General features: G+C 57.2%; 12 protein-coding genes and 6 tRNA genes. 15 read left to right on the top strand and 3 right to left on the bottom strand.

Annotation, left to right across the window (positions count from 1 at the left end):
• Positions 1-101: 101 nt before the first annotated feature.
• Positions 102-1406 (top strand): alpha/beta hydrolase family protein, encoded by a 1305-nt coding sequence (locus tag ACN085_RS03260; protein ID WP_419110584.1) that lies wholly within the window; start codon positions 102-104, stop codon positions 1404-1406.
• 59 nt (positions 1407-1465) lie between these two features.
• Here the strand turns inward: ACN085_RS03260 and ybaK are convergent, their stop codons facing one another.
• A complete protein-coding gene (ybaK, locus tag ACN085_RS03255; protein WP_419110583.1) occupies positions 1466-1963 on the bottom strand; it encodes a Cys-tRNA(Pro) deacylase in 498 nt (165 codons plus the stop codon).
• Between the two features lie 227 nt (positions 1964-2190).
• Between ybaK and zapE the strand changes: the two genes are divergently transcribed.
• Entirely contained in the window at positions 2191-3255 is a 1065-nt protein-coding gene (gene zapE / locus ACN085_RS03250; RefSeq protein WP_419110582.1) for a cell division protein ZapE, read from the top strand.
• Positions 3256-3344: 89 nt separating this feature from the next.
• On the opposite strand, the gene ACN085_RS03245 is transcribed toward zapE, so the two are convergent.
• A complete protein-coding gene (locus ACN085_RS03245) occupies positions 3345-3914 on the bottom strand; it encodes a GNAT family N-acetyltransferase (RefSeq protein ID WP_419110581.1) in 570 nt (189 codons plus the stop codon).
• A 237-nt stretch (positions 3915-4151) separates the two neighbouring features.
• On the opposite strand from ACN085_RS03245, the gene ACN085_RS03240 reads away from it, so the two are divergent.
• The 11 genes from ACN085_RS03240 (at position 4152) to ACN085_RS03190 (ending at position 9917) form a co-directional block, all read left to right on the top strand.
• Positions 4152-4224, top strand: a tRNA-Gly gene (locus ACN085_RS03240).
• Positions 4225-4249: 25 nt separating this feature from the next.
• Positions 4250-4321, top strand: a tRNA-Val gene (locus ACN085_RS03235).
• Between the two features lie 55 nt (positions 4322-4376).
• A tRNA-Gly gene (locus ACN085_RS03230) sits at positions 4377-4452 on the top strand.
• 111 nt (positions 4453-4563) lie between these two features.
• Positions 4564-4636: transfer RNA gene (locus tag ACN085_RS03225), tRNA-Gly, on the top strand.
• A 48-nt stretch (positions 4637-4684) separates the two neighbouring features.
• A tRNA-Cys gene (locus ACN085_RS03220) sits at positions 4685-4758 on the top strand.
• 1 nt (position 4759) lies between these two features.
• Positions 4760-4831: transfer RNA gene (locus ACN085_RS03215), tRNA-Val, on the top strand.
• Between the two features lie 238 nt (positions 4832-5069).
• On the top strand, positions 5070-5951 hold the full coding sequence (locus tag ACN085_RS03210; RefSeq protein ID WP_419104318.1) for a cytochrome: 882 nt from the start codon (positions 5070-5072) through the stop codon (positions 5949-5951).
• A gap of 28 nt (positions 5952-5979) precedes the next feature.
• Positions 5980-6594 (top strand): peptide deformylase, encoded by a 615-nt coding sequence (def, locus tag ACN085_RS03205; protein ID WP_419104319.1) that lies wholly within the window; start codon positions 5980-5982, stop codon positions 6592-6594.
• A 23-nt stretch (positions 6595-6617) separates the two neighbouring features.
• Positions 6618-7544: a methionyl-tRNA formyltransferase gene (gene fmt, locus ACN085_RS03200; protein WP_419100481.1), complete on the top strand. Its 927-nt coding sequence runs from the start codon at positions 6618-6620 to the stop codon at positions 7542-7544.
• A complete protein-coding gene (locus ACN085_RS03195; RefSeq protein ID WP_419110580.1) occupies positions 7541-9274 on the top strand; it encodes an RsmB/NOP family class I SAM-dependent RNA methyltransferase in 1734 nt (577 codons plus the stop codon). Before fmt ends, ACN085_RS03195 begins: the two co-directional genes overlap by 4 nt.
• Before the next feature lie 34 nt (positions 9275-9308).
• Entirely contained in the window at positions 9309-9917 is a 609-nt protein-coding gene (locus ACN085_RS03190) for a DedA family protein (protein WP_419100479.1), read from the top strand.
• Between the two features lie 80 nt (positions 9918-9997).
• On the opposite strand, the gene ACN085_RS03185 is transcribed toward ACN085_RS03190, so the two are convergent.
• Entirely contained in the window at positions 9998-11353 is a 1356-nt protein-coding gene (locus ACN085_RS03185) for a Na+/H+ antiporter family protein (protein WP_419104321.1), read from the bottom strand.
• A gap of 164 nt (positions 11354-11517) precedes the next feature.
• Between ACN085_RS03185 and rpe the strand changes: the two genes are divergently transcribed.
• The gene (gene rpe, locus ACN085_RS03180; RefSeq protein ID WP_419110700.1) at positions 11518-12183 is read left to right on the top strand and encodes a ribulose-phosphate 3-epimerase; all 666 of its coding nucleotides are present in this window, start codon (positions 11518-11520) and stop codon (positions 12181-12183) included.
• Positions 12184-12197: 14 nt separating this feature from the next.
• On the top strand, positions 12198-12995 hold the full coding sequence (locus ACN085_RS03175; protein ID WP_419110579.1) for a hypothetical protein: 798 nt from the start codon (positions 12198-12200) through the stop codon (positions 12993-12995).
• The last annotated feature ends 12 nt before the right edge of the window (positions 12996-13007 follow it).

The raw sequence follows: 13007 nt of genomic DNA, 5'->3' as shown, positions 1-13007 counted from the left end.
GCATCAGCCTTGTCCCTGATATTCCTTACAAGGTTACTGGTTGGTAACATCACGGGTGTGCCGTTCCCGCTAGTAGCAATACCTCCCCTAGACTGGTCATTATGAATACAGAGCAGGACACATCTTCAACGGCGCGCACCCTCACTCTAGCTACCGTCGCAGGAGTTGCTGGTGCCGCAGGTGCCACCCTTGCTATGGCTGGTGCACTGGGGGCGGCAGGACTGGCAACACACTTTGCCCGCAAAATTGTTGTCCCGCCCAAAGCACCCCACGAAGATGTTCGTGTTTATTCGGTGGGCTACGGAACCGCTGAAAATATAGAAGACCAACAGCCCACCAGTATTTGCCTAGACGCGACGGAACGGACTCAGGCTCCAGGCCGCTACGGGTTTTATTTTGCCGGGGGAGCAGGGTTCGCCCTGCTGGGCGAGGTAATCTCCTACCTGCCGACCGAGCAGACCGTAGTACGGTCCATCGAAGGGGTCTATCGAGGCGATATCACCACCTGCAAACGCGGCAGACTCACCGGTGTTGTAGCCACCGACCCCCAGATGGCTGGCTACCGCTACCAAGACATCGAGCTTAACCTGCCTGTTGGTCCTGCCCCCGCCTGGGTAGTGCACCCTAATGCCTGGCTTGATAGCGCTACTGAATCTGATTCATTAGCAGTCCCCAGTAGCACTTGGATTGTGATGGTTCACGGCATGGGGTCAACACGTGCAGAAACCCTGCGCTCACTGACAGTGACTCAAAAGCTAGGGCTTACCAGCCTGCATGTTAGCTACCGTAACGACCGTGAAGCTCCGGCCAGTGAAGACGGCCGCTACGGCCTAGGATTTACCGAATGGCGCGATATTGAAGTTGCTATCGACTACGCACTTTCTCATGGTGCTGAAGATGTAGTGCTCTTTGGCTGGTCTATGGGTGGCTCTATCTGTATGCAAACAGCTGACCTTGCCTCTAACCGCCGCGCTATCCGGGGCCTTGTGCTTGATGGGCCCGCCCTGGACTGGCTTGAACTCATCCGTTACCATACTCAGCTCAACAAGATTCCCCTCTCGATAGGAAAGCTGGGTGTGCACATGATTTCTCACCCTGCACTGACCGGGTTTACCGGCTTGCACGAGCCGATTCGGCTTGAACAGATATCCTGGCCTAACCGTGTACATGATATTGTTCTACCCACCTTGATTCTGCATTCCCGCGATGACACCTACGTGCCCTATCAGCCATCAGAACAGTTAGCGCAGGCTTCACCGCTGGTGGATTTTGTTCCCTTTACAGGGGCACCCCACACCCGCGAGTGGAACGTGGACCCTGAGCTCTGGGAGAGCACCGTGGAAAAGTGGCTGGGGGATAAGCTGGGGCTGACCCTGCCAGTACATCAGGCTAAGTCGGCAGAATAAGCTCAGGCAGTGATGGGGGGGGGGCAGCGGCTGGCTGCCCCCTCCTATCTCTTGAGGTGTTAGGGTGCCGCAATATCGGCGTAGGAGCCTCCGGTTAGCCTGACCAGATCATCAGCAGTCAACTCAAGATCGAGGCCACGCCGCCCACCCGAGACCAGAACGGTGTCAAAAAGCTGGGCTGTTTCATGGATCAGGGTGGGGTGGGCTGTCTTTTGGCCCAGGGGAGAAATGCCGCCCACAACATACCCGGTACGCTTCTCAGCTACTTTAGGTTCGGCCATCTTGGCGCTCTTCCACCCTAACTGGGCGGCGGCGGCCTTAGTGTTGAGTTTGCCTGCTACCGGAACCACACAGACCGCAAAATCTTTGTCGTGATTAATCATGAGTGTCTTGAAAACCTGTTCGGGGGAGCGGCCTAGCTTCTGAGCGGCCTCCAGACCAAACTGGGTTTCACCCTGGACGTGCTCGTATTCGCGCATGGTGAAGGCAACCCCGCTTTCTTGCAAGAGAGCAACTGCGGCAGTAGATGCTCCGGCTTTCTTTTTACCCTTGGCCACGAGAAACCCTTTCTTTTTGCTTCCGATTAACCTTTACTAGCCTAAAAGGAACACGCCAGCGGAAGCTGCCGGACAGCGGAAAACGCTACGAACTGTGAAGAATTCAACCGCCTTAGTGTCATCACCCCCCAAAGTCTTAACCGCTACCGGCCCTTACCTCCCGCACCCATTACACTGGTGCTGTACATGTAACCCGCGCACCCTTGCGCTCAAGGAAAGTTAGGCACGTGGCCACCTACACCCACCTCACCGAACGTACCCCCCAGGTTTCTGCTGATGAACTTTTGGCGGGTTTTCGCCCCTCAGAACGCTTTGGTGAGGTGTCCTTTGATACCTACCGCCCGGACCCAGCGCAGCCCTCACAACAGGCGGCAGTCGATGCCTTACGAGCCTTCGGGGATAGTATCAATGGTGGCGTCGCTAGTGGCGGTGGATTTTTAAGCAAGCTCTTTGGCGGGGGCAAGAAAAAGGATGTCAGTAAGCCAGGTCTTTACCTAGACGGTGGTTTTGGTGTGGGTAAAACCCACCTGCTTGCCTCCCTCTGGCACGCAGTAGAGGGCCCTAAAGCTTTCGGTACCTTTGTCGAATACACCAACCTGGTCGGTGCACTCACCTTCCGCAAGACGGTTGAAGCCCTCTCAGGCTACAAGCTGGTCTGTATTGACGAATTTGAACTCGATGACCCCGGTGACACCGTGCTGATGTCCCGACTCATGCGTGAGCTGGCCGAAGCAGGGGTGAAGCTGGTCGCCACCTCCAATACTCTGCCCGGCTCACTCGGTGAGGGGCGCTTTGCCGCTGCAGACTTCAAGCGTGAAATTCAGGTACTCTCAGACCAATTTGATGTGATTCGTGTAGATGGCGAGGACTACCGCCACCGCGGGCTTGACCCGGCACCGGACCCCCTTGCACCTGAGCAGTTTGATGCCGCTGTTGAAGCAGGTTTTGGTGCACTTGGCACCGTTGCAATCGATAGCTTTGAGGACCTCATTGAGCACCTGTCCAAGGTTCACCCCTCTCGTTACCGCCAATTTATTGAAGGGCTTGATGCTATTGCCTGGCGCAATGTCACAACCATTACCCAGCAGGCCGTGGCCCTCCGCTTCGTGGTGCTGGCTGACCGTCTTTACGATAAAGACCTGCCCATTATCGCCTCCGGACTTCCCTTTGACAGGGTCTTCACCGAAGAAATGATGACAGGCGGCTACCAGAAAAAGTACTTCCGAGCCGTTTCTCGTCTAACCGCTCTTGCCCGCGAAGGCCACACAGCAGGGCAGAAGTCAGCTTCCTAGAAGAGCACACTTTAAACACCAGCCCCGGTTCCTTCTGGCGGCGAAGGAGCCGAGGCTTTTGCTCTTGAGCGCCTAGGGCAGGGGCCACTTTAGCCGGGGAAACTAACCTCAGCCCACCGCTGGCGAGTCAGCTCCGCCTGACGCGCAGTCTGCATGAGGGCAACTCCATCAAAGCCTGGGCGACCGGGCGTGCCCTCAGGAAGAGTGCGGAAACCCTCAAAGCCAACCTTGCGGGCAACCTTCTCCGAGGAGCTGTTCCCCTGCAGGGCAGTCCACACTAGCCTATCCAAGCCCAAGCCCAAAGGATCCAGTGCAAAACCGGTGACCGCTCCCAAAGCCTCAGCCATAAAACCTTGACCTCTGCTATCGGGAGCAAGCCAAAAGCCAACCTCGGCTGAAGACCTCGACACATCGAATAAGCTAACCACCCCGGCGAAAACACCACTGGCATCAATAGCCCAAATGAACTCAGCCTCTGCAAGGGCAGCATCATGTGAGTAACTGATAAAATCCAGGGCATCCTGCTCCGTGTATCCCAGCGGAATTGACACACACCAGCGGACAATCTCCGGGTCCCTGCAGGCTGCAACCAGGGCAGACAGATCCCCTAAACGTAAAGCCCTCAAGGTCAAACGCTCCGTCAGAAGACTGGGTAGCACAGCTCAAACCTCCCTTGACACCACCACAACAATGCAACATATCCTAACCCGCCAATAACTGTGGCACAGTCCATAGAATAAAAATAATAAAGCGCCCCCATGAAAACCGGCCCAAAACCCCTATAAATCAAGGAAAAACCGGCCAAACAACACCACAAAATAACAATTTTGCGTAAACCAAAACACCGTGTATAGTATTTACTCGTTGGTTCGGTTCCCCAAGGAATCAGCAAACATGCGGTTGTAGCTCAGTTGGTAGAGCACCACCTTGCCAAGGTGGATGTCGCGAGTTCAAGTCTCGTCAACCGCTCGCTAACCCTCAGGCGAGGGTTCTAGCGCGATTGGCGCAGCGGTAGCGCACTTCCTTGACATGGAAGGGGTCACTGGTTCGATCCCAGTATCGCGCACGCAAGATACATTGCGTATCCAGCACAGGGTGAAGCCCTGCATAGAAATGCAACTGCGGTTGTAGCTCAGTTGGTAGAGCACCACCTTGCCAAGGTGGATGTCGCGAGTTCAAGTCTCGTCAACCGCTCCAGACAAACCCCCGGTTATGGCCGGGGGTTTTTCCATACCCCTCTCCATTACAAGCCAACCCAAACACCCCAGGTTGAAACAGGCCCTGCCCTTGTGTATAGTTGTTCAAGTTGCGGTTGTAGCTCAGTTGGTAGATCACCACCTTGCCAAGGTGGATGTCGCGAGTTCAAGTCTCGTCAACCGCTCTCTCGGAAACACTAGTTTTCGCAACTCAGGCCCCGGCCTGAGCGTGTGGTGGGGTGGTCGAGTGGTTAGGCAACGGTCTGCAAAACCGTGTACGCGGGTTCGAATCCCGTCCTCACCTCCACGCGCGATTGGCGCAGCGGTAGCGCACTTCCTTGACATGGAAGGGGTCACTGGTTCGATCCCAGTATCGCGCACAAAGAGAAGCCCGGCCTCCTAGGAGGTCGGGCTTTTTGATGCCCAGTGATCAACAGGGGACTTAGCCAGAAGACAGCAGCAAAGCAGTATAGGGGTAGCCGAGCTTACCTACGGGTGCCCTCGTATTGAGGTGACCAGGCGCGTATAATCGATAGAGCGCCGGCAGCCCAGATTGATGCAAGGTACCCGGCGCCTGAATCTATCGCCAACCCCGCCCCACCACGTCAGGACGTTTCTTTGACCACTCCCATGCTCGCGCAGGCCACCGACCACGGTCGAATGTATGCGCGCACCGTGGGCGGGGAGTTGCTGGTGCCTTCCATTACTACAGTTATTGGGCAACAGGCCAGTGACTTGAGTGGTTGGCATGGCTACATGGCAGCCAAAGCTGCTCTTGAAGATCAGCGAGCCTACCGAGCATCAAGTAGCGCTGGGCTCAAATTTGCCATTATCCGTGACGCGGCGAGCGCATCAGAGCGCTACCGAGACGATGCCGCAGCCCGCGGGGACCGTGTGCACAACTATGCGGAGCAGGTCGCCCTACGAGCCATGGGCCTGCCTCATGAGCTGGAAGGCTACCGTGAAAACCTGATAGCCCACGGTGAGCAGGCCTACGCTGACCGTTTTGATGAGTGGTGGGAACAGTACCGCCCTCAACCCTTAGCTACCGAGGTCACTATCTGGAACCAGACAGTGGGTTATGCTGGCACCCTTGACCTGGTAGCAGAAATAGCGGGCCACACCTGCATCATTGACTATAAAACCAAGGGCACCGACCGCAAAGGTCGGGTCAAGCCTCTGGACGATAAGGTCGTTATGCAACTGGTGGCCGGGCTCAAAGCTGAAGAGGCTCTTATCGACGCTGAAAACGGTGAGTGGGAGCCTTGGAAACACGGTGGAGCTAGCATCTTGATGGGGGTAGCCGTGGGCCAGACCCAGGTTGTTCCCCAGCAAGCCAACCCACAGGTACTCAAAAGCAACTGGTTCAAATTCTGTGCCCTCAAAAGAGTATGGGATCTGAACCGAGAGCTGACTGAGAGTACCGAAGAGTCACTGATGCCCCTGGTGCCGCCACCGTTTGCTGATTCTGCCGAGCACCCCGGTAAAGCTGCCTCATAGACCCCTGTACCCTAGCCCAAGAGAGCTCATGACCATTCTGACTATCCGCACCGTAGGTGACCCGGTTCTCCGCACTCCCTGTGACCCCATTACCGTTTTTGACCAGGACCTGTGCAGGCTGGTCCATGACATGCTCGAAACCATGTACGCCGTTGAAGGCGTGGGATTAGCTGGCCCCCAGGTGGGGATTGCCAAGCAGATTTTTACCTTTGGCAACATTGATGGGCTTGAAGGGCACGTCATTAACCCGGTGATTGAGATAGGGGACGAACCCCAGGAGGGTGGCGAGGGGTGCCTTTCCGTTCCCGGTTTATCTGCTGCGACTCCGCGCAAGAACTGGGCGCGAGTTACGGGTCTTACCTGTGAGGGGCAGCCTGTGACTTACGAGGGCCAAGGCCTTTTTGCTCGCATGCTGCAGCACGAGACTGACCACCTGCACGGCACTATGTTTATTGATCGCTTGGTGGGCGAAGACAAGAAAAACGTCTGGCGTAAGATCCGCCAGTCTAGCTACAACGAGGTAGCCGCCGCCGTCCAAGGGGAGAGGGCCGCTCAGGCCTCATCGGTTTTTGGTGCCCTCGGCGGTTCGCTGGGCGCAGGCCAAGGAAAGGCCGCGCGCAAGCCGGGTTCCTTTGGTATCTAGTCGGTCCTCACAAGAAAGTTGATATGAAGGTTTTATACGCTGGCACGCCTGAACTCGCGGTTGCCCCGCTTGATGCCCTGCTCCAAGCTGGGCACGACGTTGTTGCTGTGCTGACCCGCGAAGATGCTCCGGTGGGGCGTAAGAGGGTTCTTACTCCCTCACCCGTAGCCCAGCGTGCTCAGGAGCTGGGAGTACCCGTTATTAAGGCCAGCCGCTGGGACGACGAGATTCACGCTGCTGTAGCTGACACCGGGGCGGAGATTGCGGCTGTTGTTGCCTTTGGAGTCCTGCTCCCTCAGCGAGCGCTGGACCTTCTTCCCCACGGCTGGATTAACCTCCACTTTTCCGCGCTTCCTAACTGGCGCGGTGCCGCACCGGTTCAGCGGGCGCTGATGGCCGGGGAAAGCGAAATCTTCTCGAATACTTTCCGTATTGAGGCAGGCCTGGATACCGGCCCGGTCTTCCGTCAGGAGTCAACACCTGTGGGTGAGTTTGATACCGCCGGTGATATCCTGAACCGGCTCGCGGCTACCGGCGGAGCCCTGCTCTCTGCTACCTTTGCAGACATCGCTGAGGGTGCTACCGGCCAGCCCCAAACCGGGCAGGCAACACACGCTGCCAAGCTCACCATCGCCGACGGAAAAATTGACTTCAGCCGCACCACCGGCCAGATTCTAGCTCAGGTAAGCGGCGTAACACCCGAACCTGGGGCATGGGCGGAGCTTGGCGGTGCCCGCTTCAAGATTGGCATGCTTCGCCGCTCAGAAGCTCCCACTCGAGGGACACCAGGCACAGTCCACCTTGCGGGCAAGAAACCCGTTGTCACCTGTGGTGACGGTAGCCTTGAACTTACCCAGGTCCAACCTGCCGGGAAGAAGATGATGAACGCCGCCGACTGGGCACGAGGCCAAAGCGCGGCTATCAATGATCAGAAAGTAGTTTTGGTATGAGTGCCCATGACGCACCCCGCGCAGCACGCGGTCACGGTAAAGGCCGTCCTAGCTCAGCCAACCGAGGCGGCACCCCCAACCCGCGCGGCTCCCGCGGCAAACGAAATGCCGGGCCCCAGACCGGTAACACGAGTGGTTCCTACCGTGGGCGTCCTGCACAGGAAAACAGCGCACACGACAAGGAGAGCCGCCGTAATGCTAAGGGCCGTGAACGCAACCGGAAGGCCGTCAAAGACCGCGTCTTTTCTGATGCCGCGCCCTCACAGCGCGCCCGCAGAGCTGATAAGGCCCGCGCCGTCGCCTACCAGGTATTGCTGGCTGTAGCCCATGAGGACTCTTACGCTAATCTGGTTTTGCCCAAAGCTATCCGCACTGCACGGCTCGATGCCCGTGATGCTGGCTTTGCCACCGAGCTGACCTACGGAACCTTGCGTAATCAGGGAACCTATGATGCGATTCTGGCCCACTGTGTTGACCGTCCGGTGGAAAAAATCGGTACCAAGATTCTCTTGGTCCTCCGTTTGGGAGTTCACCAGCTCATGGCCATGCGAGTGCCCGATCATGCCGCTCTCAACCAGACCGTTGCACTGGCCCGTTCCGAAATCGGTACCGGCCCTGCCAACTTCGTCAATGCGGTCTTGCGCCGGGTCTCAGAACGGAGCCCCGAGGAATGGCACGAACTGATTGCCTCTCAGGCACCCGACGAGCTGACCCGTCTGGCCCTGGAGAAGTCCCACCCGGCCTGGGTCGTCCGGTCCTTCCGTCAGGCCCTTGCTGCCCACGGCCGTGCGCCCAGTGAGGTAGAGCAACTGCTTGAAGCCGATAACCTCTCACCGGTAGTGAACCTGGTTGAGTTACCCGGGCTGGGGACCCTAGACGAGGCCCGCGCCGCCGGTGCGAGCGACGGTGAGCTCGTTCAAGGTTCTGCCCTCTACGCTTCGGGCGACCTAGCCCGGTTAGAGACAGTGCGCAGTGGTGTGGTTCGGGCCCAGGACGTCGGCTCACAGTTGGTAGCTCGTGCTCTGGCTGATGCCCCACTGGAGGGCCCAGACAGTCGCTGGCTTGACCTCTGCGCCGGTCCCGGCGGTAAAGCCGCCCTACTCGGTGCCCTGGGGGCCCAGCGCGGGGCTACCCTGGTGGCTAACGAGTCTGCTGAGCACCGGGCCGAACTGGTCCGCCGTTCTCTGGCCCCGCTTCCGGAAGGCACCTACACGGTGCTCACCGGTGATGGCCGGGAAATTGCCAGCACACTGAGCCAGCAGAAAAAAATGCCCGGTAGCGCAGAAGCCAGCGCACTTTTTGACCGTGTTATGGTCGATGTTCCCTGCTCAGGTCTAGGTGCCTTGCGCCGCCGTCCCGAGGCTCGCTGGCGTAAGAACCCCCGCGATATCGCTGAGCTTCTGCCCCTTCAGCTCTCGCTCTTCCAGGCCGCAGCAGAAGTCACCCGACCCGGTGGTCTGATTGCCTACGTCACCTGTTCTCCACATACCGCAGAAACCCAGAGCATCGTGCACGATATTCTGCGTAAGACCGACGTGACCCTGCTCGACTCGGGGGCCGCACTCACCTCGGTAGCCCTGACCGATGACCGGGGGCAAAGCCTACTGGCAGGGGAGAAAGACCCCTCCTTTAGCCCTGATGGAGCAGGCCAGGGCGCAACCACCGCTCAGCTCTGGCCCCATATCCACGGGACTGACGCTATGTTCTTTGCCCTCTTTCGCAAAAACTAGGTCTGTAAGCCCTCACTTTAGAAAGCTATAATCTATGTCCTCTTTACTAGACCCCCAGCATCTCATAACCACGTTCGGCCTCATTGGCATTGCGCTGGTTCTTTTCGCCGAGACCGGCCTGCTGATTGGCTTCTTCCTGCCCGGCGACTCGCTCCTGTTTATCGCAGGGCTCATGACTAGCGGCGAGACCAAAATTGCACCTCTATGGGCCCTACTTTTGGTGACCGTCACCGCAGGTTTCGTGGGTGACCAGACCGGGTACCAGATCGGAAAGAGCACAGGGCCGGCAGTTCTGCGCTCACGGGCTGGTCGCATGATTGGCGATGAACGCATCAACAAGGCCCACGAGTACTTTGCAAAATACGGTGCCCGAACCGTAGTCATCGCCCGCTTTGTCCCCATTGTCCGTACCGTCGTCCCCGTCTTAGCAGGCATCAACGAGATGCCCCGCACAACCTTTGTTAAGTGGAACCTGATCGGAGCATTCCTCTGGGGCACCCTGCTGCCCATCGCAGGTCACTACCTGGGAGGAATCGCCTTTATCCGTGAGCACGTTGACCTGATCGTTGTGGGTATCATTCTGCTCTCTTTGATTCCTGTCCTGATTCAGGTGCTCACAACCCGCAAGTCAGCCAGCTCTTAGAGACTACAGCAGGCATGGCAAAGGGGCCGCTGCTACCCGGAATGGTAGCAGCGGCCCCTTGAGCTCGTGAGGTAAGGTTTTTACAGAATCATGGCCGCGACCCAGCCTGCGCCCAGTAGTGGCAGGTTATAGTGCAAGAAAGTGGGAATGACGGTGTCTCGAATATGGTCGTGCTGACCATCAACATTCAGACCGGAAGTGGGTCCCAGGGTTGAGTCAGAGGCTGGGGAACCGGCATCACCAAGCGCACCTGCGGTACCGATGATAGATACCGTCGCAAGTGGCGAGAATCCCAAGGCAAGGCACAGCGGCACGTAGATGGTGGCGATAATGGGCAAGGTTGAGAAAGAAGAACCAATACCCATGGTCACAATAAGACCGACAACTAGCATAGCTAGAGCAGCCGCGGCCCTGTTACCTGCGAAGACATCGGCAACAAATGAGACCAGCGGCTCAACGTCACCGGTTTCTGAGATAACGGAGGCAAAACCCTGTGCTGAAATCATGATGAAGCCGATCAGCGCCATCATGCGCATACCGGACGTAAAGACATCATCAGCCTTGCGCCACTCAACCGCGCCGGTCACCATGAAAATTGTCAAGCCAACAAGTGCTCCGACCAGAAGTGAGTTAGCCTCGGTCTCCATGCTCTGCATAAGAACCTGCACTGCGAAGGTCGCAACAATAGCAATCAGAGCAACAAGGACCTTGAATGTGCTGATCTCCTGGGAAGCCTGTGATGCAGAATCAATGTCAACATCACGGTAGATTCGGGGTTTGCGGTAAGAGAAGAAAATAGCAAGGAGCAGACCGAAAACCATACCGGCGGCAGGAATCATCATCGCTTGCATGACATTAATACCGTCTGTGGACATACCTGCCAACTTGATATTGCCCAGCAGAATGTCATTGAGGAAGATAGCGCCAAAACCAACCGGTAGGAACATATAGGTTGTCACCAAACCGAAAGTGATCACACAGGCCAGCAGACGGCGGTCAATATGCAGACGGTTAAAAACAGCTAAGAGCGGCGGAATAACCAGAGGGATAAAAGCGATATGCACGGGAATAAGATTCTGAGACATTACGGACATGGCCAAAATCCCCGCGAGAAGGAACCACTTGACGGCAAATTCAAGGCCGTTTTTTCCTTGAGCGCTTTGGACACCCACCCGGTTAATAATTGATCCAGCAAGTAACTGGGGTAGCCCTGAGCTGGACACTGCCATAGCGAATGCACCCAGTAGGGCATAGGAGAGAGCAAGCATGGCTCCGCCGGAGAGGCCCTCCTGATAGGCCACCATGGTTCCATCGAAACCGAGCCCGCCGAACAAACCACCCACCAGCGCACCAATAAAGAGCGCTAGGACAACATGCACACGGGCCGCGGAGAGGACAAGCATCACGAGTACTGCAAGCAGAACCGAGTTCATCATTTTCCTAACCTTTGCGAGAAGAAGCCAGTATATTTTAGCTGTGAGGGAGCTGTAAGCCCCTACACATACAGGCCGCTGAGACTGTGATGGTGATTATCTTTACTGCTTCAGGCGCTCAAGGCACTAGCATGGAAACAGCACATCATCTTGACCGAGGAGACTTCATGACCTGCCATATTCACCCGTCTATTCTGAGTGCAGACTTCTCGCGGCTGGGCGAAGAACTCAAGGCTATTTCTTCAGCTGATGCGGCCCACATCGATGTGATGGACGGGCACTTTGTCCCAAACCTGACCTGGGGCCTACCCGTGGTGAAGAGGCTCAAAGAGGTTTCCCCGGTGCCGTTTGATGTGCACCTGATGATTGATGACGCTGATCGCTGGGCTCCCGCCTACGCCCAAGTGGGCTGTGAATCGGTGACCTTCCACGCTGAGGCGGCTACCGCCCCGATTAAGCTGGCTCGTACCCTGCGTGAGTCCGGGGCACAGGCCGGTATGGCTCTGCGCCCGGCCACCGGGGTGGAACCCTATCTGGATATGCTCACCGAGCTGGATATGCTATTGATTATGACGGTCGAGCCCGGCTTCGGCGGCCAGCCCTTCTTGGACCTTACTCTGCCCAAGATTCGACGTGCGGCCGCCGCTATTGATGGCTCAGGCGCTGACCTGGTGCTACAGGTTGACGGCGGGATAACCACCGAAACGATCCTACGCGCGGCAGAAGCCGGTGCCACCTGCTTTGTGGCTGGTTCTTCGGTCTATGGGGCCGACGACATCCCCGCCGCTATTGCCGGGCTGCGCCGGGCGGCAAGTCTCAGCCCGCAAGCATAAATGAAGGGAAAATAATGAGTAGCCAAACACACCTTCTGACCCAAGCTGATGCTGCGCTCTCACGGGCGCAGGAAAAAATCAGCCAGAAACGTCTGGAAGAAGCTCTGGCTGACCTGCGTGAAGCCAGCGCTGGGTTTGAGAATGCCGGCGAAGTCTTTGGCCTGATTCTTGCCCTTAAAATCTCAAGCGAGGTTAACCGCGATCTAGGCAGGCTTGATGGCGCTCTGGAGCAGGTTAAAGAGGCTTACACTCTACTGGCTGAGAAGAAACCCCATGCCGAACAACTCCCGGATTTTGCCACAGAAACGGGTTCAATCTATGCGGAGCTGGGGCAGCTTGAAAAAGCTAAGCAATGGTACGCTCAGGGGCTAGGCGGCTACGAGTCCTCCGGTAACGTCCAAGGGCAGGCTCATAATTACCTGGCTTTAGCGGGTTTAGCGCGCTACGGTTCGCAAGAGAGCCAGGCCCAGGAGCTTTTAGAAACCGCCTATGGGCTCTACCGTCAGGCTGGTATGCCCCAGCAAATGGTGCAGGTACGTAGTGCTATGGCCCAGGGGCTTCTGGCAACCGGTGAAGAGCAACAAGCTCTGAACTACCTCACCGAGGCACTAGACCTTGCCCGCGAACACAATGACCTGGTGGGCTTGGGGGAGACTCACCAGCTTCTAGCCCTGGTTATTGCCCAGCAGGGGAATTCAGAGCGGGCCGAAGAACACCTGCGAGCAGCTACAGAGCACTACCGTGCGGCCGGTGACATAGAGGCCGCTGAGTTTGTCCAGGACTTGCTTCAGAAACTGCCCCCAAGCTCATAGTGCCTAGGCCAC

The sequence above is a fragment of the Rothia sp. P4278 genome (assembly GCF_048512945.1).
In the GTDB taxonomy this organism is placed as follows: domain Bacteria; phylum Actinomycetota; class Actinomycetes; order Actinomycetales; family Micrococcaceae; genus Rothia.
This window is presented reverse-complemented; position numbering and strand designations above follow the sequence as displayed.